Here is a 24,522-nt window from a genome sequence, read left to right as displayed (position 1 = left end):
GTCGGTGGCGTTGCTCAACGGAGGAACCCTTCGTAGTGGCGCTGCTGCAGCTGGGAGTTGATCTGCTTGACCGTCTCCAGGCCGACGCCGACGACGATGATGATCGAGGAGCCACCGAACGGGATGTTCGTGCTCACGCCGAGCCCGATGAGGACCAGCGTCGGCAGCAGGGCGACGAGCGCGAGGTAGATGGAGCCCGCGGACGTGATGCGGGTGATGACGTAGTCGAGGTACTCGGCGGTCGGTCGGCCGGCACGGATGCCGGGGATGAAGCCGCCGTACTTCTTCATGTTGTCCGCGACCTCGTCCGGGTTGAACGTGATCGACGTGTAGAAGAAGCAGAAGAACAGGATCATCAGCACGTACAGCACGATGTGCAGCGGCGCGGCCGGGTCGGCGAGGTTCGTGCTGACCCAGACCACCCAGTCGGCGCTCTGGTCGCCGAACTGCGCGATGAGTCCCGGGACCGCGAGCAGCGAGGCCGCGAAGATCACCGGGATGACGCCGGCCATGTTGATCTTGATCGGGATGTAGGTGCTCGAGCCGCCGTACATGCGGCGCCCGACCATGCGCTTGGCGTACTGGACCGGCACGCGGCGCTGGGACTGCTCGACGAACACGACCAGGCCGATGACGACCACGATGACCGCGATCATGATGATGAAGTTCGTCGCGCCGTTCGCACCACCGGCGATCGACCACAGCGCGGTCGGGAAGCTCGCGGCGATCGACGTGAAGATGAGGAGGGACATGCCGTTGCCGACGCCGCGCTCCGTGATGAGCTCGCCGAGCCACATGATGAGGCCGGTGCCCGCGGTCATGGTGATGACCATGAGCGCCATCGTGACGAAGCTGCCGTCGGGGATGACGTCCACCGAGCAGCCCTGGAAGAGCAGGCCGTTGCGCGCCGTCGTGATGACGGTCGTCGACTGGAGGATGGCGAGCGCGATCGTCAGGTAGCGCGTGTACTGCGTCAGCTTCGCCTGGCCCGACTGGCCCTCCTTGTGGAGCGCCTCGAAGCGAGGGATCACGACGCGCAGCAGCTGGACGATGATGCTCGCGGTGATGTACGGCATGATGCCGAGCGCGAAGATCGACAGCTGGAGCAGTGCGCCGCCGCTGAAGAGGTTGACGAGGCCGAGCAGGTCGTTGCCGTCGGCGGTCTCCGCGATGCACTGCTGCACGTTGGGGTAGTCCACACCCGGCGTGGGGATGAACGACCCCACCCGGAAGATCGCCATGATCGCGATCGTGAACAGCAGCTTGCGCCGCAGGTCGGGCGTCCGGAAAGCCCGGGCGAATGCGCTGAGCACCTATCCTCCTGGCCCGCCGAGGCGGGATGTCGTGTCGCCGGGAGGCCCGGCGAGGTGTGACGCACGGCACCGGCGCCAAGAGGCACCCTAGCCGTAGCGCCGCGTCGAACGGCAAGTCGGTCCCGACGACCGGACGGACCGACCGCGGACCTGCGAGTGACGGCGGTCACCCCGGGGTGCGGGGAGACAACCGTCGGAGAGTCTAACCGTGGCGCGCTGCCGGACGGACCACGGGTCGTGCGGGAGGGCCTCCCCAGACGCGGACAGGGCCGACGGCGCGAGCGCGCCACCGGCCCTGTCCGGGGGTGTCAGTCCTCCGAGACCGAACCGCCGGCCGCGAGGATCTTCTCGCGAGCGGCGCCCGAGAGGGCGTCGACCGCGACCTCGAGCTTGACGGTGATCTCGCCCGTGCCGAGCACCTTGACGAGCTGGCCCTTGCGGACCGCGCCCTTCGCGACGAGGTCCTCGACGGTGACCTGGCCACCCTCGGGGTACAGCGCCGCGAGCTTGTCCAGGTTCACGACCTGGTACTCGGTGCGGAACGGGTTCTTGAAGCCGCGCAGCTTCGGGAGGCGCATGTGCAGAGGCATCTGCCCGCCCTCGAAGCGCTCGGGAACCTGGTAACGAGCCTTCGTACCCTTGGTACCGCGGCCCGCCGTCTTACCCTTCGACGCCTCACCACGACCCACGCGGGTCTTGGCCTTCTTGGCGCCGGGAGCCGGACGCAGGTGATGGATCTTGAGCGTGCCGCCGGCACCCTCGGTCTGCTTGCCCGACTGCTTCGCAGCAGTCGTGGACTCCGCCTTCGCGGGGGCCTTCGCAGCAGCCTTCTTCTTCGGAGCCTCGGCGGTCTCCTTGGTGGCCTTCTCAGCCATGGTCACTCGACCTCCTCAACGGTGACGAGGTGCGCCACCGTCGCGACCATGCCGCGGATCTCCGGGCGGTCCTCCTTCACGGCGGTGTCGCCGATCCGCTTGAGGCCCAGAGTGCGCAGCGTGTCGCGCTGGTTCTGCTTGCCGCCGATGGCGGACTTCGTCTGGGTCACCTTGAGCCTGGCCATCAGGCGTTCACCCCCGCAGCACGGGCACGCAGGAGCGCGGCCGGGGCCACGTCCTCGAGCGGGAGACCACGGCGCGCGGCGACAGCCTCAGGCTGCTCCAGGTTGCGCAGGGCCTCGACGGTCGCGTGCACGATGTTGATCGCGTTGGACGAGCCGAGCGACTTGCTCAGCACGTCGTGGATGCCCGCGCACTCCAGCACGGCGCGCACCGGACCACCGGCGATCACACCGGTACCGGGAGCGGCCGGACGGAGGAACACGACGCCGGCGGCGGCCTCACCCTGGATGGGGTGCGGGATGGTGCCCTGGATGCGCGGGACCTTGAAGAAGTTCTTCTTGGCCTCCTCGACACCCTTGGCGATCGCCGCGGGCACCTCCTTCGCCTTGCCGTAGCCGACACCGACGGTGCCGTCGCCGTCGCCCACCACGACCAGCGCGGTGAAGCTGAAGCGGCGGCCGCCCTTGACGACCTTGGAGACGCGGTTGATGGTGACGACGCGCTCGACGAAGGCGTTCTTCTCGGCTGCGTCGCCACGGCGACCGTCGCGACGGTCACCGCGACGGTCGTCGCGGCGCCCCCCGCGCGCGTTCTGGTCGCTCGACTCGTTGGCGGCACCCGTGGGGGCGCCGGTGTTGCTGCGCTGCCCTGCAGCCATCAGAGAATCCTTTGCTTCCGTGTGGGGATGGTCGGCGTCGTCACAGGGACAGACCGCCCTCGCGGGCGCCGTCGGCGACCGCAGCGACCCGACCGTGGTACTTGTTGCCACCACGGTCGAAGACGACCGCGTCGACGCCCTTGGCCTTCGCACGCTCGGCGACGAGCTCGCCGACCTTGCGGGCCTTGGCGCTCTTGTCGCCGTCGAGCGCACGCAGGTCCGCCTCGAGCGACGAGGCCGACGCAACCGTCTGACCGATCGTGTCGTCCACGACCTGGGCCGTGATGTGGCGCGTGGAGCGCGTCACCACGAGGCGCGGACGAGCGGCGGTCCCCTTGATCTTCTTGCGCAGGCGCAGGTGGCGGCGCTGACGCGCGACGGCCTTGCCCTTGCCGAGAACCTTCAGAGCCATCGTTACTTACCAGCCTTTCCGACCTTGCGGCGGACGACCTCGCCGGCGTAACGCACACCCTTGCCCTTGTACGGCTCGGGCTTGCGGATCTTGCGGATGTTCGCTGCGACCTCGCCGACCTGCTGCTTGTCGATGCCGGAGACCGAGAACTTCGTCGGGCTCTCGACCGCGAACGTGATGCCCGCGGGCGGCGTCACGACGACCGGGTGGCTGAAGCCGAGGGCGAACTCGAGGTCCGAGCCCTTGGCCGTCACGCGGTAACCGGTGCCGACGATCTCGAGCTTCTTCTCGTAGCCCTGCGTGACGCCCTGGACGATGTTCGCCAGGAGGGTGCGCGTGAGGCCGTGCAGCGCGCGGGACTCGCGCTCGTCGTCCGGGCGCGACACCACGAGCGTGGCGTCCTCCTGGGCGACCTGGATGGGGGCGGGCACGTTGTGCTCGAGCGAGCCCTTGGGGCCCTTCACGGTCACGAGCGCACCGCTGATGGTGACGTCCACTCCGGCGGGAACCGGAACGGGGATCTTGCCGATTCGAGACATGGCGTATCTCCTTTCCGATTACCAGACGTAGGCGAGGACTTCGCCGCCCACGCCCTTCGTGGCGGCCTGCTTGTCGGTGAGCAGGCCGGAGGACGTGGACAGGATCGCCACGCCCAGGCCGCCGAGAACCTTCGGCAGCTCGGTGGACTTGACGTACTTGCGCAGGCCCGGCTTGGACACGCGGCGCACGCCGGCGAGGCTGCGCTCACGGTTCGGGCCGAACTTCAGCTGGATGGTGAGGTTCTTGCCCACCGTCGCGTCCTCGACGCTCCAGCCGGAGATGTAGCCCTCGGCCTGGAGGATCTCGGCAATGTGCGACTTCAGCTTCGAGTACGGCATGGTCACCGTCTCGTGGTAAGCCGAGTTCGCGTTCCGCAGACGCGTCAGCATGTCTGCGATCGGGTCGGTCATCGTCATCGGGCTCTAGCCCTTCCTCGACGTGGTATCCGGGCGGAGGCGCGCCGTGCGGCGCGCTCCGCCAGGACCTACGACGTAGTTGTTACCAGCTGCTCTTGGTGACGCCGGGAAGCTCACCACGGTGGGCCATCTCGCGCACGCAGATGCGGCACAGGCCGAACTTGCGGTACACCGAGTGCGGGCGACCGCACTTCTGGCACCGGGTGTAGGCGCGGACCGCGAACTTGGGCTTGGCGGCCGCCTTGTTGATCAGGGCCTTCTTCGCCATGTCAGTTCTCCTTGAAGGGGAAGCCGAGACGGCGCAGCAGGGAGCGGCCCTCGTCATCGGTCGTCGCCGTGGTCACGATCGTGATGTCCATACCGCGGACACGGTCGATCTTGTCCTGGTCGATCTCGTGGAACATCGACTGCTCCGTGAGGCCGAACGTGTAGTTGCCATGCCCGTCGAACTGCTTGGGCGACAGGCCGCGGAAGTCGCGGATGCGCGGCAGGGCGATCGACAGGAGGCGGTCCAGGAACTCCCACATGCGGTCGCCGCGCAGCGTGACGTGCGCGCCGATCGGCATGCCCTCGCGCAGCTTGAACTGCGCGATGGACTTGCGGGCCTTGGTCACCTGCGGCTTCTGGCCGGTGATCGCGGACAGGTCGCGGATGGCGCCCTCGATGAGCTTCGAGTCCTTGGCGGCGTCACCGACACCCATGTTCACGACGATCTTCGTGACGCGGGCGACCTGGTTGACGTTCTCGTGCCCGAACTCCTCGCGCAGACCGGAGACGATCTCCTCGCGGTAGCGCTGCTTCAGACGGGGCACCTCGGGGGCGACGATCTCGGTGCTCATCAGATGTCCTTCCCGGAGCGCTTGGCGACACGCACGCGCACGGTGCGCTTGCGGCCGTCACGCTCGACCTCTTCGGTGCGGTACCCGACGCGGGTGCCCTTCTTGGTCTCCGGGTCGACGACCATCACGTTGCTGATGTGGATCGGGGCCTCGACGGTCTCGATCCCACCGGTCCGCGTGCCGCGCTGCGACTGGCCGACCTTGGTGTGCTTGGTGACGCGCTGGACGCCCTCGACGATGACGCGGTCACGGTCGGTGAGCACCTCGAGGACGCGGCCCTGCTTGCCCTTGTCCTTGCCGGCGATGACGACGACGAGGTCGCCCTTCTTGATCTTGGCCATGGTCAGAGCACCTCCGGAGCCAGCGAGATGATCTTCATGAACCGCTTGTCGCGCAGCTCGCGCCCGACCGGGCCGAAGATGCGCGTCCCGCGCGGCTCGCCGTCGTTCTTGAGGATCACGGCGGCGTTCTCGTCGAACTTGATGTAGGAACCGTCCGGACGACGGCGCTCCTTGGCGGTGCGGACGACGACGGCCTTGACCACGTCGCCCTTCTTCACGTTGCCGCCCGGGATCGCGTCCTTGACGGTTGCGACGATGACGTCGCCGATTCCGGCGTAGCGACGGCCCGAGCCACCGAGAACACGGATGCAGAGAATCTCCTTGGCACCCGTGTTGTCGGCGACACGAAGTCGCGACTCCTGCTGGATCATGTAATGAACTCCTGTCGTCGAGCCGGTTCTCGCGCGAGGCGAGCCTTGCCGAACGGATAGCTGTCAGTGCCGGGTCCCTCGCGGGTGAACCGGCCAGGACCGGGCGGTGGACCCGCCCGACCTGTCCTCACTGGTTGCCGCACCGCGGTGCGGCACGAGAGCGGTCGTGACGAGCGAGCCGGGGCCCGCCCGTCACGACCGGTGGATCACTTGGCCTTCTCGAGGATCTCCGCGAGGCGCCACCGCTTGGTCGCGGACAGCGGGCGGGTCTCCATGATGAGCACCAGGTCGCCCACGCCGGCAGAGTTCTGCTCGTCGTGCGCCTTGACCTTGCTCGTGCGGCGGATGACCTTGCCGTAGAGCGGGTGCTTGACCCGGTCCTCGACCTCGACCACCACGGTCTTGTCCATCTTGTCGCTCACGACGTAGCCGCGGCGCGTCTTGCGGTTCGCGCGCTCCTCGGCCGCCTCGGGCGCGTTCGTTGCGTTCTCGCTCATTCCAGCCTCACTCACTCGGCACTCGGCGCGGTACGGATGCCGAGCTCGCGCTCACGCAGGATCGTGTAGATCCGCGCGATGTCGCGGCGGACGGCCTTGAGGCGCCCGTGGCTCTCCAGCTGGCCGGTGGCCGACTGGAAGCGGAGGTTGAAGAGCTCCTCCTTGACCTTCTTGAGCTCGGCGACGAGCGTCTCGTCGTCCATGGCGTCGAGGTCGACGGGGGCGAGCCCCTTCGTTCCGATTGCCATCAGTTGCCACCACCCTCGCGCACCACGAAACGGCACTTCATCGGGAGCTTGTGGATCGCGCGGCGCATCGCCTCGCGAGCCAGGTCCTCCGGGACACCCGCCAGCTCGAAGACGATCCGGCCGGGCTTGACATTGGCGACCCACCACTCGGGCGAACCCTTACCGGAACCCATGCGGGTCTCGGCAGGCTTCTTGGTCAGGGGACGGTCCGGGTAGATGTTGATCCAGACCTTGCCGCCACGCTTGATGTGGCGGGTCATCGCGATACGAGCAGCCTCGATCTGGCGGTTCGTCACGTACGCCGGCTCGAGAGCCTGGATGCCGTACTCGCCGAACGCGATCTGCGTGCCACCCTTCGCCGCGCCGGAGCGCGACGGGTGGTGCTGCTTGCGGTGCTTGAGCCTGCGCGGGATCAGCATGACTCAGGCCTCCGTTCCGGTCTCAGGGGCCTTCGCCTCCGCGGCAGGAGCGGACTGCTCAGCCGCGGCAGGCGCCTCGGACCCGGAGGTCCGCTCGCCCGAACGCTCGGGACGACGGCCACCACCACGACGGTCGCCGCCACGCTCACCGCGCGGGCCGCCACGGCCCTGGCGCGGAGCGGCCGTGGCCTGCTGCGCGGCGAACTCCTTCTCGGTGACGTCGCCCTTGTAGATCCAGACCTTCACGCCGATGCGGCCGAAGGTCGTGCGGGCCTCGAAGAAGCCGTAGTCGATGTACGCACGGAGCGTGTGCAGCGGCACACGACCCTCGCGGTAGAACTCCGACCGGCTCATCTCGGCGCCGCCGAGGCGGCCGGCGACCTGCACGCGGATGCCCTTGGCACCGGCGCGCTGGGCCGACTGGATGCCCTTGCGCATCGCACGACGGAACGAGACGCGGCTCGCGAGCTGCTCGGCGATGCCCTGAGCGACGAGCTGCGCGTCCGTCTCGGCGTTCTTCACCTCGAGGATGTTGAGCTGCACCTGCTTGCCGGTGAGCTTCTCCAGCTCGCCGCGGATGCGGTCCGCCTCGGCGCCACGGCGACCGATGACGATGCCGGGGCGCGCCGTGTGGATGTCCACGCGGACGCGGTCACGGGTGCGCTCGATCTCGACCTTGGAGATGCCTGCGCGCTCGAGACCGGTGCTCATGAGCTTGCGGATCTGGACGTCCTCGCGGACGTAGTCGCGGTACCGCTGTCCGGGCTTGGTGCTGTCGGCGAACCAGCGCGACCGGTGGTCGGTGGTGATGCCGAGGCGGTACCCGTGCGGGTGAACCTTCTGTCCCACTATCGGGCACTTCCCTTCGTGTTCTCACGCGGAGCGACGACCACGGTGATGTGGCTGGTGCGCTTGAGGATGCGGTTCGCACGGCCCTGGGCCCGCGGGCGGAAACGCTTGAGGGTCGGGCCCTCGTCGACGAACGCCTCACGCACGACGAGCTCCTGCTCCTCGAACGCCTCGCTCGCACGGTCTGCCTTCACCCGGGCGTTGGCGATCGCGCTCTCCACGACCTTGCGGACGGGCTCGCTCGCCGCCTGCGGTGCGAACTTCAGCACCGCGACGGCCTCGGAGGCCTGCTTGCCACGGATGAGGTCCACGACGCGCCGGGCCTTCTGGGGCGTGACACGGACGAACCGCGCCTGCGCCTTGGCTTCCATTGCTGTCCTGCCTTCTTGTCTCTTGACCGTCCAGGTCGTCACCAGACTGACCCGGGGGTCAGCGGCGACGACCCTTCTTGTCGTCCTTCACGTGGCCGCGGAAGGTCCGCGTGGGAGCGAACTCGCCGAGCTTGTGGCCGACCATCGACTCGGTGACGAACACCGGCGTGTGCTTGCGACCGTCGTGCACGGCGAACGTGTGACCGAGGAAGTCGGGCGTGATGACCGACCGACGGGACCAGGTCTTGATGACGTTCTTGGTCCCCTTCTCGTTCTGAGCGTCCACCTTCTTCTGCAGGTGGCCGTCGACGAAGGGGCCCTTCTTCAGGCTACGAGGCATGTCTCCAGGCTCCTATCAGCGCTTCTTGCCGGTACGGCGACGACGCACGATCAGCTTGTCGCTCGGCTTGTTCGGACGGCGGGTACGACCCTCCGGCTGGCCCCACGGGCTCACCGGGTGGCGACCACCGGACGTCTTGCCCTCACCACCACCGTGCGGGTGGTCGATCGGGTTCATGGCGACACCACGGACGGTCGGGCGCTTGCCCTTCCAGCGCATGCGGCCGGCCTTGCCCCAGTTGATGTTCGACTGCTCGGCGTTGCCCACCTCGCCGACCGTCGCGCGGCAGCGCAGGTCGACGTTGCGGATCTCGCCGGAGGGCATGCGCAGCTGCGCGTACGGCCCGTCCTTGGCGACGAGCTGCACGGACGCACCGGCCGAGCGGGCGATCTTCGCGCCGCCACCGGGCTTGAGCTCGATGGCGTGGATGACCGTACCGGTCGGGATGTTGCGCAGCGGCAGGTTGTTGCCGGGCTTGATGTCCGCGCCCGCACCGTTCTCGACGACGTCGCCCTGCTTGAGCTTGGCCGGCGCGATGATGTAGCGCTTCTCGCCGTCCGCGTAGTGCAGGAGCGCGATGCGCGCCGTGCGGTTGGGGTCGTACTCGATGTGCGCGACCTTGGCGGGCACGCCGTCCTTGTCGTGGCGACGGAAGTCGATCACGCGGTACGCACGCTTGTGGCCACCACCCTTGTGACGGGTGGTGATCCGGCCGGAGCTGTTGCGGCCGCCGCTCTTCGAGAGCGGGCGGACCAGAGACTTCTCCGGCTGCGAGCGCGTGATCTCGGCGAAGTCGGCGACGCTCGCGCCGCGGCGGCCGGGCGTCGTCGGCTTGTACTTACGGATTCCCATGGGGATCTGTCCTCAATCTGCTCTCGTCGGCTCAGCCGAAGATGTCGATCGTGCCCTCGCGGAGGGTGACGATCGCACGCTTGGTGTCCTTGCGCTTGCCCAGGCCGAAACGCGTGCGACGCGTCTTGCCCTTGCGGTTGATCGTGTTCACCGAGGCGACCTTGACCGAGAAGATCTGCTCGACGGCGATCTTGATCTCGGTCTTGTTGGCCCGCGGGTCGACGACGAACGTGTACTTGCCCTCGTCGAGCAGGCCGTAGCTCTTCTCGGAGACGACCGGCGCGAGGATCACGTCACGGGGGTCCTTGGTCACGGTGGTCACTTCGCGGCCTCCTCGGCAGCAGTCTCGTCCGCCTCGGTGGAGGTGGCGACGGCCTTCGCGGAGCGACCCGTGGACGGGCCCGCCAGGAACGCGTCGAGCGCGCCCTGCGTGAAGACGACGTCGTCGGAGACGAGCACGTCGTAGGTGTTGAGCTGGTCGGCCACCAGGAGGTGGACCTGCTCGACGTTCCGCAGCGACTTGATCGTCAGCTCGTCGCCACGCTCGGTGACGACGAGGACGTGCTTGCGCTCGGAGAGCTTGGCGAGCGTCGAGACGGCGGTCTTGGTCGACGGCAGGCCGTCGACGCCGAAGCCGGTCACGACGTGGACACGGCCGTTGCGGGCGCGGTCCGAGAGGGCACCGCGGAGCGCGGCGGCCTTCATCTTCTTGGGCGTCCGCTGGTCGTACGAGCGCGGCGTCGGGCCGTGGACGATGCCACCGCCGGCGAACTGCGGCGCACGGGTCGAACCCTGGCGGGCGCGGCCGGTGCCCTTCTGCTTGTACGGCTTGCGACCACCACCGCGGACCTCGCCGCGGCTCTTGGTGTCGTGGGTGCCCTGGCGTGCAGCAGCACGCTGGGCGACGACGACCTGGTGGATCAGCGGGACGTTGAGCTCGACGTCGAACACCTCGGCGGGGAGCTCGGCGGTGCCGGCCTTCTTGCCCTTGGGGTCCAGCACGTCAACGGTCAGAGCGGACATGGTGTTCACGCTCCCTTCGCGGCGCTGCGCACGAGGACGACGCCGCCCTTGGGGCCGGGAACCGCGCCCTTGACGAGCAGCAGACCCTTCTCGGCGTCGACCGCGTGGACGGTCAGGTTCTGGGTGGTCTGGCGGGCGTTGCCCATGCGACCGGCCATCCGCAGGCCCTTGAACACGCGCGACGGGGTCGAAGCCCCACCGATCGAGCCCGGCTTGCGGTGGTTGCGGTGCGCGCCGTGCGAGGCGCCCACGCCGGAGAAGCCGTGGCGCTTCATGACACCGGCGGTGCCCTTGCCCTTGGTCGTGCCCACGACGTCGACCACGGCGCCGGCCTCGAAGGCCTCCGCGGTGATCTCCTGGCCGAGCGAGTACTCGGCGGCGTCGGTGGTGCGGACCTCGGCGACGTGACGGCGCGGCGTGACGCCGGCCTTCTCGAAGTGGCCCTTGAGCGGCTTCGTGACCTTGCGCGGGTCGATCTGCCCGTAGGCGAGCTGCACGGCGGCGTAACCGTCGGCGTCGGCCGTGCGCACCTGCGTCACGACGTTCGTGCCGATGGCGACGACGGTCACGGGCACGAGGCGACCGGCCTCGTCCCAGAGCTGCGTCATCCCGAGCTTCGTGCCGAGCACCGCGGTGACCGGACGCGCGTTCTGCTGGGGAATAGTCATGATGTCCTCCAGCCTCAGAGCTTGATCTCGATGTTCACGTCGGCAGGCAGGTCGAGACGCATGAGCGAGTCGACGGCCTTCGGCGTGGGATCGATGATGTCGATCAGCCGCTTGTGCGTGCGCATCTCGAAGTGCTCGCGGCTGTCCTTGTACTTGTGAGGCGACCGGATGACGCAGAAGACGTTCTTCTCCGTCGGCAGCGGCACCGGACCCACGACCGTTGCACCAGCGCGCGTCACCGTGTCGACGATCTTGCGCGCCGAGCTGTCGATGACCTCGTGGTCGTAGGACTTGAGCCGGATGCGGATCTTCTGTCCCGCCATGGCGTCGTCTGACTCTCTCTCTCGAACCGCTAGCTGTCCGACCCCCGCGCTCGGGCGTGTCGCGTAGTCGCGACGCACCTGGGCGCACACGCCGAGAGGCGCAGGGCCGTTGGATATGTGGACCGGCGTCCGCACCGTGCTGACGCACGGCTCCGCGGAGCGGACCACAACGTTTGTGCGAGCCTGGTCGGAACGTGTGTTCCGCGGGGTACTCGATCCATGGCGACAGAGAGCTCAACCCGCAGACCCGGGACGAGGTCCCGGGGTCCTGGTCCTCCTCGAGAGGACCGGTTCAACACACTGTTCGACACGTGAAAGAGCGCACCCGTAACAGGCAACCTGAACAGTCTGCCACACGAAGGCCGCCCCGGCCAAGTCGAGACCGGGACGGGCACTGTGACGGTGACCGCAGGGGCGGTGGTGCAGGCCGAAGGCCCGGCCCCGCGGACGGGACCGGGCCTTCGACGAGTGCTGCGGAGGCAGCGTCAGATCACTTGAGGATCTTGGTGACGCGGCCCGAGCCGACGGTGCGGCCACCCTCACGGATGGCGAAGCCGAGGCCCTCCTCCATGGCGATCGGCTGGATCAGCTCGACCGTCATCTCGGTGTTGTCGCCGGGCATGACCATCTCGGTGCCCTCGGGCAGCGTGATGACGCCGGTGACGTCCGTCGTACGGAAGTAGAACTGCGGACGGTAGTTCGAGTAGAACGGGTTGTGACGGCCACCCTCGTCCTTGCCCAGGATGTAGACCTGCGCCTCGAACTGCGTGTGCGGGGTGATCGAGCCCGGCTTCACGACGACCTGGCCGCGCTCGACGTCCTCGCGCTTGATGCCGCGCAGGAGCAGACCGGTGTTGTCGCCGGCCTGGGCCTGGTCCATCTGCTTGTGGAACGTCTCGATGCCCGTGACCGTGGTCTTCTGGGGCGCGCGGATGCCGACGATCTCGACGTCCGAGTTGAGGTCGAGCGTGCCACGCTCCACCTTGCCGGTGACGACGGTGCCACGACCGGTGATCGTGAAGACGTCCTCGACGGGCATGAGGAACGGCTTGTCGAGCTCGCGGACGGGCTCCGGGACGTTCTCGTCCACGGCCTCCATGAGCTCGAGGATCTTCGCGGTCCACTCGGGGTCGCCCTCGAGCGCCTTGAGACCCGACACGCGCACGACCGGCGCGTTGTCGCCGTCGAACTCCTGCGAGGAGAGGAGCTCGCGCACCTCCATCTCGACGAGCTCGAGGATCTCCTCGTCGTCGACCATGTCGGACTTGTTCAGCGCGACGAGCAGGTACGGCACGCCGACCTGGCGGGCGAGCAGGACGTGCTCACGCGTCTGGGCCATCGGACCGTCGGTCGCGGCGACCACCAGGATCGCGCCGTCCATCTGGGCGGCACCGGTGATCATGTTCTTGATGTAGTCGGCGTGACCCGGGGCGTCGACGTGCGCGTAGTGGCGCTTCGGCGTCTCGTACTCGATGTGCGCGATGTTGATCGTGATACCGCGCTGCTTCTCCTCGGGAGCCGCGTCGATCTCGTCGAAGTTGCGCTGCGTGTTCGCCGGCAGGTCCGGGTACGTGTCCGCGAGCGTCTTCGAGATCGCCGCCGTGAGCGTCGTCTTACCGTGGTCGACGTGACCGATGGTGCCGACGTTGACGTGCGGCTTGGTCCGCTCGAACTTGGCCTTAGCCACTGGGGTCCTCCTGGGACTTGGGTAGATGTGCCGAACGTTGCGAATGTCGACCGAGAGATCCTACATCCGCGGGGCGTTGCGGTTTTCCTACAGGTTGATGGTTGTGCGGGTCTTCGACCTGTGGGGACTCACTCGCCCCGGGTCTTCTTGATGATCTCTTCGGCAACGTTCCGAGGAACCTCGGCGTAGCTGTCGAACTGCATCGAGTACACGGCACGACCCTGGGTCTTGGACCGGAGGTCGCCGATGTACCCGAACATCTCTGACAACGGTACTTGGGCCCGGACGACCTTCACACCCGTCGCGTCCTCCATGGACTGGATCATTCCACGACGTGAGTTCAGGTCGCCGATGACGTCGCCCATGTACTCCTCGGGCGTACGCACCTCGACCGCCATCACCGGCTCCAGCAGAACCGGGTCCGCCCGCTTGACGCCCTCCTTGAGGACCATCGAGCCGGCGATCTTGAACGCCATCTCCGAGGAGTCGACCTCGTGGTAGGCGCCGTCGAGCAGCGTCGCCTTGACCCCGACCAGCGGGAAGCCGGCGAGCACGCCGAGCTCCATCGCGGACTGGATACCGGCGTCGACGCTCGGGATGTACTCGCGCGGGATGCGACCACCGGTGACGGCGTTGGCGAACTCGTAGAGCTCCCCCTCGGCCGTGTCGAGCGGCTCGAAGGTCACCTGGACCTTCGCGAACTGCCCGGAGCCACCGGTCTGCTTCTTGTGCGTGTAGTCGATCTTCTCCGCCTTGCGACGGATCGTCTCGCGGTACGCGACCTGCGGCTTGCCGACGTTCGCCTCGACCTTGAACTCGCGGCGCATGCGGTCGACGAGGATGTCGAGGTGGAGCTCGCCCATGCCGCCGATGACGGTCTGGCCGGTCTCGTCGTCCAGCTTGACGCGGAACGTCGGGTCCTCCTCGGCGAGCTTCTGGATCGCCGTCGAGAGCTTCTCCTGGTCGGCCTTCGTCTTGGGCTCGATCGCCACGTCGATGACGGGCTCGGGGAAGGTCATCGACTCGAGGATCACGGGCGCGTCGAGCGCGCTCAGCGTGTCACCCGTCGTGACGTCCTTGAGGCCGATGAACGCGTAGATGTGACCCGCGCTCGCCTCCTCGACCGGGTTCTCCTTGTTGGAGTGCATCTGGAAGAGCTTCCCGATGCGCTCCTTCTTGCCCTTGGTCGAGTTGAGCACCTGGGCGCCCTGCGCGACCTTGCCCGAGTAGACGCGGACGTAGGTGAGCTTGCCGAAGAACGGGTGCGACGCGACCTTGAACGCGAGCGCGGAGAAGGGCTCGGTGGCGTCGGGGTGACGCTCGACGATCTTCTCCTCGTCCTTGACGTCGTGGCCCTCGATCGCGGGGACGTCGAGGGGCGACGGCAGGTAGTCGATGACCGCGTCGAGCATGGGCTGGACGCCCTTGTTCTTGAACGCGGACCCGCACAGGACCGGGAAGGCCTCGCCGGCGATGACGAGCTTGCGGATCCCGGACTTGATCTCCGCGATCGTCAGCTCCTCGCCACCGAGGTACTTCTCGAGCAGCTCCTCGTCAGCCTCCGCGACGGCCTCGATGAGGTCGCTGCGGTACTGCTCGGCCTTCTCGAGAAGGTCGGCCGGGATCTCCTCGGTGTCGTACGCCTCGCCGAGCTTGGTCTCCCCGTGCCAGACGAGGGCCTTCATCTCGAGCAGGTCGACGACGCCGGTGAAGTCGTTCTCCGAGCCGATCGGGAGCTGGATGACCAGCGGCTTCGCCTTGAGGCGGTTGATGATGGTGTCGACGGTGAAGTAGAAGTCCGCGCCGAGCTTGTCCATCTTGTTGACGAAGCAGATGCGCGGCACGTTGTACTTGTCCGCCTGGCGCCACACCGTCTCCGACTGCGGCTCCACGCCCTCCTTGCCGTCGAAGACGGCGACGGCGCCGTCGAGCACGCGCAGGGAGCGCTCGACCTCGACCGTGAAGTCGACGTGGCCGGGCGTGTCGATGATGTTGATCTGGTTGTTCTTCCAGTAGCAGGTCGTCGCGGCCGACGTGATCGTGATGCCGCGCTCCTGCTCCTGCTCCATCCAGTCCATCGTCGACGCGCCGTCGTGCGTCTCACCGATCTTGTAGTTCACACCCGTGTAGAACAGGATGCGCTCGGTGGTCGTGGTCTTCCCGGCATCGATGTGGGCCATGATGCCGATGTTGCGGACCTTGTTCAGGTCGGTCAGCACGTCAAGTGCCACGGTCTGTTTCCCTCGCTAGGTGGGTTGAGTCGGGGGCGCTGCTCGGACCGGGGTGGCCGGCCGGAGACCCGCCGACGGCCTCGGGGACCATGAGGTCCCCGAGGCCGGTCGGGCGGACTACCAGCGGTAGTGGGCGAAGGCCTTGTTGGACTCCGCCATCTTGTGCATGTCCTCGCGACGCTTGACCGCGGCGCCGAGGCCGTTGCTCGCGTCGAGGATCTCGTTCATGAGGCGCTCCGTCATCGACTTCTCACGACGCGCGCGCGAGTAGTCCGTGAGCCAGCGCAGCGCGAGCGTCGTGGCACGCGCGGGACGCACCTCGACGGGGACCTGGTAGGTCGCGCCACCGACGCGGCGCGAGCGGACCTCGAGCGCGGGGCGGACGTTCTCGAGCGCACGCTTGAGGACGACGACCGGGTCGCCGTCGGTCTTCGCACGGACGCCCTCGAGGGCGCCGTAGACGATCGACTCGGCGGTGGACTTCTTGCCGTCGAGCAGCACCTTGTTGATGAGCTGCGTGACGACGGGCGACCCGTAGACGGGGTCGACGATGAGCGGCCGCTTCGGGGCCGGGCCCTTGCGAGGCATCAGCTCTTCTCCTTCTTGGCGCCGTAGCGGCTGCGGGCCTGCTTGCGGTTCTTCACGCCCTGCGTGTCGAGCGCGCCGCGCACGATCTTGTAGCGCACACCCGGGAGGTCCTTCACACGACCGCCGCGCACGAGCACGATGGAGTGCTCCTGGAGGTTGTGGCCGACGCCGGGGATGTAGGCCGTGACCTCGACCTGGGAGGAGAGCTTCACGCGAGCGACCTTGCGCAGCGCGGAGTTCGGCTTCTTCGGGGTGGTGGTGTACACGCGCGTGCACACACCGCGCCGCTGCGGGGAGCCCTTGAGGGCGGGGGTCTTCGACTTCCCCACCTTCGAGGTCCGCCCCTTGCGGACGAGCTGCTGGATCGTAGGCACTACGTCTCCGTGTCTTCTCGAGCTACCGGGGCTATCCCCGATGGTGGTCGTGCTGGCTGCTGGAGCCGATCGCACGAGGCACCCGCAGCGCGAGACACGCTGCAGCAGCCACCTACCACCGGCTCGATGGTCCGCCCCCCGCCCACGGGCACGAGGCGCCGTCAGGACCGGGATCCGGAGTGCCCGGGCACTCACATCGGCCCGTCCGGAGCCCGCTGCGCGGAGGTGGGAGCGATCAGCTCGCTGACACCGCCCCGCCAGGGACATCACGGAGGGCCCGACGGCGCGGGCACGGTTTACCAGGTTACCTGCCGCCCGGCAGGTAGTCAAAGGAGCAGGTCACCGCCCGCCGTCGGCGGGCGGTGCGCTCCCCCGGGACGCCGAACGGGTGCCCAGCGGCGCCCGCACCCGAGGTGCGGGACGCCGTCGGGCACCCGTCCGGCTGTCGAGGAACGTCAGCGGTAGTCGCCGAAGTCCAGGTCCTCGAGCGGGATCGCCTCGCCGGAGCCCATGCCGAGCGCCGGGAAGTCGATCTCGTCGTAGCCGAAGCTCGGGTAGAGCTCCGTCTTGGCCTGCTCGGTCGGCTCGACCTGGACCTTGGTGTACCGGGGCAGACCGGTACCGGCCGGGATGAGCTTACCGATGATGACGTTCTCCTTGAGGCCGAGGAGCGGGTCGCGACGACCGCTCATCGACGCCTCGGTGAGCACGCGCGTCGTCTCCTGGAAGGAGGCCGCCGACAGCCACGAGTCCGTCGCGAGCGACGCCTTCGTGATGCCCATCAGCTCGGGACGGCCGGAGGCCGGCTGGCCGCCCTCCGCCACCGCGCGACGGTTCGCGTCCTCGAAGCGACCGCGCTCGGCGAGCTCGCCCGGCAGGAGGTGCGAGTCGCCCGAGTCGAGCACGGTCACGCGACGCAGCATCTGCCGCACGATGACCTCGATGTGCTTGTCGTGGATGTCCACGCCCTGGGAGCGGTAGACCTCCTGGACCTCGTCCACCAGGTGCTTCTGCGTGGCGCGCGGGCCGAGGATGCGCAGGACCTTCTTGGGGTCCACCGCGCCCTGGACGAGCTGCGTGCCGACGTTCACGTGGTCGCCGTCCTGCACGAGCAGGCGGGCACGCTTCGTCACCGGGTACGCGATCTCCTCCGAGCCGTCGTCCGGCGTGAGGACCAGACGGCGCGAGCGCTCCGAGTCGTCGATCGCGATGCGGCCCGAGAACTCCGCGATGGGCGCCTCACCCTTGGGGGTGCGGGCCTCGAAGAGCTCCGTGACACGCGGCAGACCCTGCGTGATGTCGTCCGCGGAGGCCACACCACCGGTGTGGAAGGTACGCATCGTCAGCTGGGTGCCCGGCTCACCGATCGACTGGGCGGCGATGATGCCGACCGCCTCGCCGATGTCGACGAGCTTGCCCGTGGCGAGCGACCGCCCGTAGCACTTGGCGCACGTGCCGACGCGCGACTCGCACGTGAGGACCGAGCGGACCTTGGCCTCACGGACGCCCGCGGCCACCGCGGCGTCGATGAGGACGTCGCCCGCGTCGTCGCCGGCCTTGCCGACGACGTTGCCGTCGGGGTCGACCAGGTCGGCCGCGAGGGTGCGCGAGTAGACGCTCGTCTCCACCTTCGGGTGGCGCACGAGCTTGCCCGCGAGCTCCTCCGCGATCGGCAGGGTCAGGCCGCGCTCGGTGCCGCAGTCCTCCTCGCGGACGATGACGTCCTGCGACACGTCCACGAGACGACGCGTGAGGTAGCCCGAGTCGGCGGTCCGCAGCGCGGTGTCCGCCAGACCCTTGCGGGCGCCGTGCGTCGCGATGAAGTACTCGAGGACGGACAGGCCCTCGCGGTAGTTGGACTTGATCGGGCGCGGGATGATCTCGCCCTTCGGGTTCGCCACGAGACCGCGCATACCGGCGATCTGACGGACCTGCATCCAGTTACCACGGGCACCCGAGCCGACCATCCGGTACACGGTGTTGCGGTCGTTCGCCTCGAGGTTCTCGCGCATGACGGAGGCGACCTTGTCCGTCGCCTGGGTCCAGATCTCGATGAGCTCCTGACGGCGCTCGTCGTCCGTGATGAGACCACGGTCGTACTGCTGCTGGACCTTGAGCGCGCGCTCCTCGTGCTGCTCGAGGATGACGGCCTTCTCCTTGGGCGTCGCCACGTCGGAGATCGCGATCGTGACGCCCGAGCGGGTCGCCCAGCGGAAGCCGGCGGCCTTCAGCGCGTCGAGCGAGGCCGCGACCTCGACCTTCGGGTAGCGCTCCGCGAGCTCGTTGACGATCGCCGAGAGGCGCTTCTTGTCGACGACCGAGTTCACGTACGGGTAGTCGACGGGGAGCGTCTCGTTGAACAGCGCGCGACCGAGCGTGGTGTCGAAGAGGATCGGCTGACCCTCCTCCCAGCCCTCGGGCGCCTCGAAGCCGGAGACCGGCGGGACGAGGTCCGTCGTGCGGATCTTCACCTCGGCGTTCAGGTCCAGGGTGCCCTGGTCGAACGCCATGATCGCCTCGGCCACCGAGCCGAACGCGCGGCCCTCGCCCTCGGCGCCCTTGCGGTCGCTCGTCAGGTGGTACAGACCGATGATCATGTCCTGCGAGGGCATGGTCACCGGACGGCCGTCCGACGGCTTGAGGATGTTGTTGCTCGAGAGCATGAGGATGCGGGCCTCGGCCTGCGCCTCCGCGCTCAGGGGCAGGTGGACGGCCATCTGGTCACCGTCGAAGTCCGCGTTGAACGCGGCGCACACGAGCGGGTGCAGGTGGATCGCCTTGCCCTCGACGAGCTGCGGCTCGAACGCCTGGATGCCCAGGCGGTGCAGCGTCGGCGCACGGTTGAGCAGCACCGGGTGCTCGGTGATGACCTCTTCGAGCACGTCCCACACGACCGGGCGGGCACGCTCGACCATGCGCTTGGCGCTCTTGATGTTCTGCGCGTGGTTGAGGTCCACGAGCCGCTTCATGACGAACGGCTTGAACAGCTCGAGCGCCATCTGCTTCGGCAGGCCGCACTGGTGCAGCTTGAGCTGCGGGCCGACGACGATGACCGAACGGCCCGAGTAGTCGACACGCTTGCCGAGCAGGTTCTGACGGAAACGACCCTGCTTGCCCTTGAGCATGTCCGAGATGGACTTGAGCGGGCGGTTGCCCGGACCGGTGACCGGACGACCACGGCGACCGTTGTCGAACAGCGAGTCCACGGCCTCCTGGAGCATCCGCTTCTCGTTGTTGACGATGATCTCCGGGGCGCCCAGGTCGAGCAGACGCTTGAGGCGGTTGTTCCGGTTGATCACGCGGCGGTACAGGTCGTTGAGGTCGCTCGTCGCGAAGCGGCCACCGTCGAGCTGCACCATCGGGCGCAGGTCCGGCGGGATGACCGGGACGGCGTCGAGCACCATGCCGGTGGGCGAGTTCGTCGTCGTGAGGAACGCGTTGACGACCTTGAGGCGCTTGAGGGCACGCGTCTTGCGCTGCCCCTTCCCCGAGCGGATGGTCTCGCGCAGGGACTCGGCCTCCGCCTCCAGGTCGAAGTCCTGGAGACGCTTCTGGATCGCCGCGGCGCCCATCGAGCCCTCGAAGTAGGTGCCGTAGCGGTCCTGGAGAGCGCGGTAGAGCATCTCGTCGCCCTCGAGGTCGGCGACCTTGAGGTTCTTGAAGCGGTCCCACACCTGGTCGAGGCGGTCGAGCTGGGCGTCCGCGCGCTTGCGGATCTGCGCCATCTCGCGCTCGGCCGAGTCGCGGACCTTGCGGCGCGCGTCGGCCTTGGCACCCTCGGCCTCGAGCTCGGCCAGGTCGGCCTCGAGCTTCTGGGCACGGGAGTTGATGTCGTTGTCGCGGGCGTCCGCGATCTCCTTCTTCTCCAGGTCGATCTCGTTCTGGAGGTTGGGGAGGTCTTCCTGACGACCCTCGTCGTCGACCGACGTGATCATGTACGCCGCGAAGTAGATGACCTTCTCGAGGTCCTTCGGGGCGAGGTCGAGCAGGTAGCCGAGGCGCGAGGGCACACCCTTGAAGAACCAGATGTGCGTGACGGGGGCGGCGAGCTCGATGTGGCCCATGCGCTCACGACGCACCTTCGAGCGCGTCACCTCGACGCCGCAGCGCTCGCAGATGATGCCCTTGAAGCGCACGCGCTTGTACTTGCCGCAGTAGCACTCCCAGTCCCGGGTGGGGCCGAAGATCTTCTCGCAGAAGAGTCCGTCCTTCTCGGGCTTGAGGGTGCGGTAGTTGATGGTCTCGGGCTTCTTCACCTCACCGTGCGACCACGCACGGATGTCGTCGGCCGTGGCCAGGCCGATACGCAGCTCGTCGAAGACGTTGACGTCGAGCAAGTTGTCCTACTTCCTTCGCCTGCCGGGACCGGCCGTGGCCGGCCCCGACGCCAAAAAGACGGTTGGTGTGGGGGTCGTCGGTGGGAGCGGGGTGACCCGCTCCCACCTGCCCGAGATCAGATCTCGTCGATGCTGGACGCCGCGTTGGGGCGGCGCGACAGGTCGATGCCGAGCTCTTCGGCTGCGCGGTACACGTCGTCGTCCGACTCCCGCATCTCGATGGACACGCCGTCGCTCGAGAGCACCTCGACGTTCAGGCACAGCGACTGCATCTCCTTGAGGAGGACCTTGAAGGACTCCGGGATGCCCGAGTCGGGGATGTTCTCGCCCTTGACGATCGCCTCGTAGACCTTGACGCGACCGGGCACGTCGTCCGACTTGATCGTGAGGAGCTCCTGCAGCGTGTAGGCCGCGCCGTACGCCTCGAGGGCCCACACCTCCATCTCGCCGAAGCGCTGGCCGCCGAACTGCGCCTTACCACCCAGCGGCTGCTGCGTGATCATCGAGTACGGGCCGGTCGAGCGCGCGTGGATCTTGTCGTCGACCAGGTGGTGGAGCTTGAGGATGTACATGTAGCCCACCGACACGGCCTCGGGGAACGGCTCGCCGGAGCGGCCGTCGAAGAGGCGCGCCTTGCCGTCGGCGCCGACCATGCGGTCGCCGTCGCGGTTCGGGATCGTCGTCGAGAGCAGGCCCGTGAGCGCGTCCTCGTGGACGCCGTCGAACACCGGGGTCGCCACGGGGCGGCCGGGCTCAGACGTCGCGGCGATCTCGGGGACGTTCTCCCGCCAGGAGAGGTCCTTGCCCTCGGCGAGCGAGATGTCCCAGCCCTGCTTCGCGACCCACCCGAGGTGCGTCTCGAGGACCTGGCCGACGTTCATGCGGCCGGGGACGCCCAGCGGGTTGAGGACGACGTCGACCGGCGTCCCGTCCGCGAGGAACGGCATGTCCTCGACGGGCAGGATCTTGGAGATGACGCCCTTGTTGCCGTGACGGCCGGCGAGCTTGTCGCCGTCCGTGATCTTGCGGCGCTGCGCGATGTAGACGCGCACGAGCTGGTTCACGCCCGCGGGCAGCTCGTCGCCGTCCTCGCGGTTGAACTCGCGCACGCCGATGACCGTGCCGGACTCGCCGTGGGGCACCTTGAGGGACGTGTCGCGCACCTCGCGCGCCTTCTCGCCGAAGATCGCGCGGAGCAGGCGCTCCTCCGGGGTCAGCTCGGTCTCACCCTTCGGGGTGACCTTGCCGACCAGGACGTCGCCCGCGCCGACCTCGGCGCCGATGCGGATGATGCCGCGCTCGTCGAGGTCCGCGAGGACGTCCTCGGAGACGTTCGGGATGTCCCGCGTGATCTCCTCGGGGCCGAGCTTGGTGTCGCGCGCGTCGACCTCGTGCTCCTCGATGTGGATCGAGGAGAGCACGTCGTCCTGCACGAGACGCTGGCTGAGGATGATCGCGTCCTCGTAGTTGTGGCCCTCCCACGACATGAACGCCACGAGCAGGTTGCGGCCGAGCGCGAGCTCGCCCTCGTCCGTCGCCGGGCCGTCCGCGAGGACGGAGCCGGGCTCGATGCGCTGGCCCTCGTCGACGAGCACGCGCTGGTTGTAGCTCGTGCCCTGGTTGGAGCGGCGGAACTTCGCGATGCGGTAGCTGCCGGTCGTGCCGTCGTCGTTCGCGACGAGCACGAGGTCGGCCGAGACCTCGGTGACGACACCGGGCTTCGACGCGACGACGACGTCGCCCGCGTCGACCGCCGCGCGCCACTCCATGCCGGTCCCGACGAGCGGGGCCTCGGAGCGGACCAGCGGCACGGCCTGGCGCTGCATGTTGGCACCCATGAGGGCGCGGTTGGCGTCGTCGTGCTCGAGGAACGGGATGAGCGCGGTCGCGACCGACACCATCTGGCGCGGCGAGACGTCCATGTAGTCCACCTGGGCGCCGGGCACGATCTCGACCTCGCCGCCCTTGGTGCGCACGAGCACCCGCTCGTCCGCGAAGGAGCCGTCGACGTTGAGCACCTGGTTCGCCTGCGCGATGACGTGGCGGTCCTCGTCGTCGGCCGTGAGGTAGACGACCTCGTCGGTGACCTTGCCCGCCTCGACCTTGCGGTACGGCGTCTCGATGAAGCCGAACGGGTTGATGCGCCCGTACGACGCGAGCGAGCCGATCAGACCGATGTTCGGGCCCTCAGGGGTCTCGATCGGGCACATGCGGCCGTAGTGCGACGGGTGGACGTCACGGACCTCCATGCCGGCGCGGTCGCGCGACAGACCACCCGGGCCGAGGGCCGAGAGACGACGCTTGTGCGTCAGGCCCGCGAGGGGGTTGTTCTGGTCCATGAACTGCGAGAGCTGCGACGTGCCGAAGAACTCGCGGATGGACGCCACGACCGGGCGGATGTTGATGAGCGTCTGCGGCGTGATCGCCTCGACGTCCTGCGTCGTCATGCGCTCGCGCACGACGCGCTCCATCCGGGACAGGCCCGTGCGGACCTGGTTCTGGATGAGCTCGCCGACCGCGCGGATGCGACGGTTGCCGAAGTGGTCGATGTCGTCCGTCTCGACGCGCACCTCGACGGCCTCGCCGTTCCGGGTGCCCGGGATGGACGCGTGGTCGGCGTGCAGGGCCGCGAGGTACTTGATCGTCGCGACGACGTCCGAGACGGAGAGCGTGGAGTCCGTGAGCGGCGCGTCGATGCCGAGCTTCTTGTTCGCCTTGTAGCGGCCGACCTTCGCCATGTCGTAGCGCTTCGGGTTGAAGTAGAAGTTCTCGAGCAGCGCGCGGCCGGCCTCGACGGTCGGCGGCTCGCCCGGGCGGATCTTGCGGTACAGGTCGACGAGGGCCTCGTCCTGCGTGTGGACGTGGTCCTTCTCGAGCGTGTCGAGCACCGACGGGAAGTCGGCGAACTGCTCGCGGATCTCCGACTCGGTCAGGCCGAGCGCCTTGAGCAGCACCGTGACGGACTGCTTGCGCTTGCGGTCGACGCGCACGCCGACGGCGTCGCGCTTGTCGATCTCGAACTCGAGCCAGGCGCCGCGCGAGGGGATGATCTTCGCGGAGAAGATGTCCTTGTCGCTCGTCTTGTCGGCCGCGCGCTCGAAGTAGACGCCGGGCGAGCGGACGAGCTGGGAGACGACGACGCGCTCGGTGCCGTTGATGATGAAGGTGCCGCGCTCGGTCATGAGCGGGAAGTCGCCCATGAAGACCGTCTGGCTCTTGATCTCACCGGTGTTGTAGTTGACGAACTCCGCGGTGACGAAGAGCGGCGCGGCGTACGTGAAGTCCTTCTCCTTGCACTCGTCGGCCGTGTACTTCGGCGGCTCGAAACGGTGATTGGAGAACGACAGCGACATCGAGGACCCGAAGTCCTCGATCGGGGAGATCTCCTCGAAGATCTCCTCGAGGCCCGACGTCGAGGGCACGTCCTGGCGGCCGGCCGCGGCCGCGGCGGCGACACGCGCCTGCCACGCCTCGTTGCCGAGGAGCCAGTCGAAGCTCTCGGTCTGGAGGCCCAGCAGGTCAGGGACCTCGAGGGGCTCGTAGATCTTGGCGAAGGAGAGGCGACGCGATGCGGTGCGGTTCGCGATGGCGTCGGCGGTCGGAGCAGAAGGGGTGCGCGAGGCAGCCAAGAGGGGTCCTTCCCTGCAGATCGAAAGAACGCTGCACCGCCGGGCTGGACACGATCACCGCCGCCACGACACCTCGCGGACGCGCACGTACGTCGACGAGGGGGTCGGGGGTATATGAGATCGGGGGCACAGGACAGC

The 24,522-nt window shown here is 68.2% G+C and carries 28 protein-coding genes; all 28 read right to left on the bottom strand.

Going from position 1 to position 24,522, the window contains the following annotated elements:
- Window positions 1-14: 14 nt before the first annotated feature.
- On the bottom strand, window positions 15-1,313 hold the full coding sequence (gene secY / locus ACN9MS_RS05615) for a preprotein translocase subunit SecY (RefSeq protein ID WP_426311069.1): 1,299 nt from the start codon (window positions 1,311-1,313) through the stop codon (window positions 15-17).
- Window positions 1,314-1,621: 308 nt separating this feature from the next.
- A complete protein-coding gene (gene rplO / locus ACN9MS_RS05610) occupies window positions 1,622-2,188 on the bottom strand; it encodes a 50S ribosomal protein L15 (protein WP_426311068.1) in 567 nt (188 codons plus the stop codon).
- 2 nt (window positions 2,189-2,190) lie between these two features.
- Entirely contained in the window at window positions 2,191-2,373 is a 183-nt protein-coding gene (gene rpmD / locus ACN9MS_RS05605; RefSeq protein WP_021480439.1) for a 50S ribosomal protein L30, read from the bottom strand.
- Entirely contained in the window at window positions 2,373-3,029 is a 657-nt protein-coding gene (rpsE, locus tag ACN9MS_RS05600) for a 30S ribosomal protein S5 (RefSeq protein WP_021480438.1), read from the bottom strand. The genes rpmD and rpsE overlap by 1 nt, the downstream gene beginning before the upstream one ends.
- Before the next feature lie 40 nt (window positions 3,030-3,069).
- Window positions 3,070-3,441: a 50S ribosomal protein L18 gene (gene rplR, locus ACN9MS_RS05595; RefSeq protein WP_047233819.1), complete on the bottom strand. Its 372-nt coding sequence runs from the start codon at window positions 3,439-3,441 to the stop codon at window positions 3,070-3,072.
- Between the two features lie 2 nt (window positions 3,442-3,443).
- A complete protein-coding gene (gene rplF, locus ACN9MS_RS05590; protein WP_141388480.1) occupies window positions 3,444-3,980 on the bottom strand; it encodes a 50S ribosomal protein L6 in 537 nt (178 codons plus the stop codon).
- An 18-nt stretch (window positions 3,981-3,998) separates the two neighbouring features.
- Window positions 3,999-4,397, bottom strand: coding sequence for a 30S ribosomal protein S8 (gene rpsH / locus ACN9MS_RS05585; RefSeq protein WP_021480435.1), 399 nt, complete (start codon window positions 4,395-4,397; stop codon window positions 3,999-4,001).
- 82 nt (window positions 4,398-4,479) lie between these two features.
- Complete coding sequence (locus tag ACN9MS_RS05580) at window positions 4,480-4,665, bottom strand: type Z 30S ribosomal protein S14 (protein WP_021480434.1); 186 nt, start codon at window positions 4,663-4,665, stop codon at window positions 4,480-4,482.
- A 1-nt stretch (window position 4,666) separates the two neighbouring features.
- Entirely contained in the window at window positions 4,667-5,236 is a 570-nt protein-coding gene (gene rplE / locus ACN9MS_RS05575; RefSeq protein ID WP_047233817.1) for a 50S ribosomal protein L5, read from the bottom strand.
- Entirely contained in the window at window positions 5,236-5,577 is a 342-nt protein-coding gene (gene rplX / locus ACN9MS_RS05570) for a 50S ribosomal protein L24 (RefSeq protein ID WP_021480432.1), read from the bottom strand. The genes rplE and rplX overlap by 1 nt, the downstream gene beginning before the upstream one ends.
- Window positions 5,578-5,579: 2 nt before the next feature.
- Entirely contained in the window at window positions 5,580-5,948 is a 369-nt protein-coding gene (rplN, locus tag ACN9MS_RS05565) for a 50S ribosomal protein L14 (RefSeq protein ID WP_021480431.1), read from the bottom strand.
- 206 nt (window positions 5,949-6,154) lie between these two features.
- Window positions 6,155-6,445, bottom strand: a complete 291-nt coding sequence (rpsQ, locus tag ACN9MS_RS05560; RefSeq protein ID WP_047233816.1) for a 30S ribosomal protein S17 — start codon at window positions 6,443-6,445, stop codon at window positions 6,155-6,157.
- An 11-nt stretch (window positions 6,446-6,456) separates the two neighbouring features.
- Window positions 6,457-6,693, bottom strand: a complete 237-nt coding sequence (gene rpmC, locus ACN9MS_RS05555) for a 50S ribosomal protein L29 (RefSeq protein ID WP_021480429.1) — start codon at window positions 6,691-6,693, stop codon at window positions 6,457-6,459.
- Window positions 6,693-7,112: a 50S ribosomal protein L16 gene (gene rplP / locus ACN9MS_RS05550; protein ID WP_047233815.1), complete on the bottom strand. Its 420-nt coding sequence runs from the start codon at window positions 7,110-7,112 to the stop codon at window positions 6,693-6,695. Before rplP ends, rpmC begins: the two co-directional genes overlap by 1 nt.
- A 3-nt stretch (window positions 7,113-7,115) precedes the next feature.
- A complete protein-coding gene (gene rpsC / locus ACN9MS_RS05545) occupies window positions 7,116-7,961 on the bottom strand; it encodes a 30S ribosomal protein S3 (RefSeq protein WP_087471314.1) in 846 nt (281 codons plus the stop codon).
- Complete coding sequence (gene rplV / locus ACN9MS_RS05540) at window positions 7,961-8,332, bottom strand: 50S ribosomal protein L22 (protein WP_021479879.1); 372 nt, start codon at window positions 8,330-8,332, stop codon at window positions 7,961-7,963. The genes rpsC and rplV overlap by 1 nt, the downstream gene beginning before the upstream one ends.
- Before the next feature lie 58 nt (window positions 8,333-8,390).
- On the bottom strand, window positions 8,391-8,672 hold the full coding sequence (rpsS, locus tag ACN9MS_RS05535) for a 30S ribosomal protein S19 (RefSeq protein WP_047233813.1): 282 nt from the start codon (window positions 8,670-8,672) through the stop codon (window positions 8,391-8,393).
- Window positions 8,673-8,687: 15 nt separating this feature from the next.
- Window positions 8,688-9,524 carry a 50S ribosomal protein L2 gene (gene rplB, locus ACN9MS_RS05530; protein ID WP_047233812.1) on the bottom strand — a complete coding sequence of 279 codons (837 nt, stop codon included), beginning with the start codon at window positions 9,522-9,524 and terminating at the stop codon, window positions 8,688-8,690.
- Between the two features lie 31 nt (window positions 9,525-9,555).
- Window positions 9,556-9,846, bottom strand: a complete 291-nt coding sequence (rplW, locus tag ACN9MS_RS05525) for a 50S ribosomal protein L23 (RefSeq protein WP_021479876.1) — start codon at window positions 9,844-9,846, stop codon at window positions 9,556-9,558.
- Window positions 9,843-10,547 (bottom strand): 50S ribosomal protein L4, encoded by a 705-nt coding sequence (gene rplD / locus ACN9MS_RS05520; protein WP_426311067.1) that lies wholly within the window; start codon window positions 10,545-10,547, stop codon window positions 9,843-9,845. The genes rplW and rplD overlap by 4 nt, the downstream gene beginning before the upstream one ends.
- A 5-nt stretch (window positions 10,548-10,552) precedes the next feature.
- Window positions 10,553-11,215, bottom strand: a complete 663-nt coding sequence (gene rplC / locus ACN9MS_RS05515) for a 50S ribosomal protein L3 (RefSeq protein ID WP_426311066.1) — start codon at window positions 11,213-11,215, stop codon at window positions 10,553-10,555.
- A 14-nt stretch (window positions 11,216-11,229) separates the two neighbouring features.
- Window positions 11,230-11,538, bottom strand: coding sequence for a 30S ribosomal protein S10 (rpsJ, locus tag ACN9MS_RS05510; RefSeq protein ID WP_012867945.1), 309 nt, complete (start codon window positions 11,536-11,538; stop codon window positions 11,230-11,232).
- Window positions 11,539-12,028: 490 nt separating this feature from the next.
- Window positions 12,029-13,225 carry an elongation factor Tu gene (gene tuf / locus ACN9MS_RS05505; protein WP_053369624.1) on the bottom strand — a complete coding sequence of 399 codons (1,197 nt, stop codon included), beginning with the start codon at window positions 13,223-13,225 and terminating at the stop codon, window positions 12,029-12,031.
- Window positions 13,226-13,353: 128 nt separating this feature from the next.
- Entirely contained in the window at window positions 13,354-15,456 is a 2,103-nt protein-coding gene (gene fusA, locus ACN9MS_RS05500) for an elongation factor G (protein ID WP_141388476.1), read from the bottom strand.
- A gap of 117 nt (window positions 15,457-15,573) precedes the next feature.
- Complete coding sequence (gene rpsG, locus ACN9MS_RS05495; protein ID WP_047233808.1) at window positions 15,574-16,044, bottom strand: 30S ribosomal protein S7; 471 nt, start codon at window positions 16,042-16,044, stop codon at window positions 15,574-15,576.
- Complete coding sequence (rpsL, locus tag ACN9MS_RS05490; RefSeq protein ID WP_021479869.1) at window positions 16,044-16,418, bottom strand: 30S ribosomal protein S12; 375 nt, start codon at window positions 16,416-16,418, stop codon at window positions 16,044-16,046. The genes rpsG and rpsL overlap by 1 nt, the downstream gene beginning before the upstream one ends.
- Before the next feature lie 455 nt (window positions 16,419-16,873).
- Window positions 16,874-20,755, bottom strand: a complete 3,882-nt coding sequence (locus tag ACN9MS_RS05485; protein WP_154799248.1) for a DNA-directed RNA polymerase subunit beta' — start codon at window positions 20,753-20,755, stop codon at window positions 16,874-16,876.
- Window positions 20,756-20,871: 116 nt separating this feature from the next.
- Window positions 20,872-24,384 (bottom strand): DNA-directed RNA polymerase subunit beta, encoded by a 3,513-nt coding sequence (gene rpoB, locus ACN9MS_RS05480; protein ID WP_426311065.1) that lies wholly within the window; start codon window positions 24,382-24,384, stop codon window positions 20,872-20,874.
- Window positions 24,385-24,522: the final 138 nt, after the last annotated feature.

Source organism: Cellulosimicrobium sp. E-16, assembly GCF_049913115.1.
In the GTDB taxonomy this organism is placed as follows: domain Bacteria; phylum Actinomycetota; class Actinomycetes; order Actinomycetales; family Cellulomonadaceae; genus Cellulosimicrobium.
This window is presented reverse-complemented; position numbering and strand designations above follow the sequence as displayed.

Bases quoted from the DNA above. Each gene is read 5' to 3' on its own strand.
- rplO (WP_426311068.1), bottom strand. From the start codon at position 2,188: ATGGCTGAGAAGGCCACCAAGGAGACCGCCGAGGCTCCGAAGAAGAAG.
- rpmD (WP_021480439.1), bottom strand. From the start codon at position 2,373: ATGGCCAGGCTCAAGGTGACCCAGACGAAGTCCGCCATCGGCGGCAAG.
- rpsE (WP_021480438.1), bottom strand. From the start codon at position 3,029: ATGGCTGCAGGGCAGCGCAGCAACACCGGCGCCCCCACGGGTGCCGCC.
- rplR (WP_047233819.1), bottom strand. From the start codon at position 3,441: ATGGCTCTGAAGGTTCTCGGCAAGGGCAAGGCCGTCGCGCGTCAGCGC.
- rplF (WP_141388480.1), bottom strand. From the start codon at position 3,980: ATGTCTCGAATCGGCAAGATCCCCGTTCCGGTTCCCGCCGGAGTGGAC.
- rpsH (WP_021480435.1), bottom strand. From the start codon at position 4,397: ATGACGATGACCGACCCGATCGCAGACATGCTGACGCGTCTGCGGAAC.
- ACN9MS_RS05580 (WP_021480434.1), bottom strand. From the start codon at position 4,665: ATGGCGAAGAAGGCCCTGATCAACAAGGCGGCCGCCAAGCCCAAGTTC.
- rplE (WP_047233817.1), bottom strand. From the start codon at position 5,236: ATGAGCACCGAGATCGTCGCCCCCGAGGTGCCCCGTCTGAAGCAGCGC.
- rplX (WP_021480432.1), bottom strand. From the start codon at position 5,577: ATGGCCAAGATCAAGAAGGGCGACCTCGTCGTCGTCATCGCCGGCAAG.
- rplN (WP_021480431.1), bottom strand. From the start codon at position 5,948: ATGATCCAGCAGGAGTCGCGACTTCGTGTCGCCGACAACACGGGTGCC.
- rpsQ (WP_047233816.1), bottom strand. From the start codon at position 6,445: ATGAGCGAGAACGCAACGAACGCGCCCGAGGCGGCCGAGGAGCGCGCG.
- rpmC (WP_021480429.1), bottom strand. From the start codon at position 6,693: ATGGCAATCGGAACGAAGGGGCTCGCCCCCGTCGACCTCGACGCCATG.
- rplP (WP_047233815.1), bottom strand. From the start codon at position 7,112: ATGCTGATCCCGCGCAGGCTCAAGCACCGCAAGCAGCACCACCCGTCG.
- rplV (WP_021479879.1), bottom strand. From the start codon at position 8,332: ATGGAAGCCAAGGCGCAGGCGCGGTTCGTCCGTGTCACGCCCCAGAAG.
- rpsS (WP_047233813.1), bottom strand. From the start codon at position 8,672: ATGCCTCGTAGCCTGAAGAAGGGCCCCTTCGTCGACGGCCACCTGCAG.
- rplB (WP_047233812.1), bottom strand. From the start codon at position 9,524: ATGGGAATCCGTAAGTACAAGCCGACGACGCCCGGCCGCCGCGGCGCG.
- rplD (WP_426311067.1), bottom strand. From the start codon at position 10,547: ATGTCCGCTCTGACCGTTGACGTGCTGGACCCCAAGGGCAAGAAGGCC.
- rplC (WP_426311066.1), bottom strand. From the start codon at position 11,215: ATGACTATTCCCCAGCAGAACGCGCGTCCGGTCACCGCGGTGCTCGGC.
- rpsJ (WP_012867945.1), bottom strand. From the start codon at position 11,538: ATGGCGGGACAGAAGATCCGCATCCGGCTCAAGTCCTACGACCACGAG.
- rpsG (WP_047233808.1), bottom strand. From the start codon at position 16,044: ATGCCTCGCAAGGGCCCGGCCCCGAAGCGGCCGCTCATCGTCGACCCC.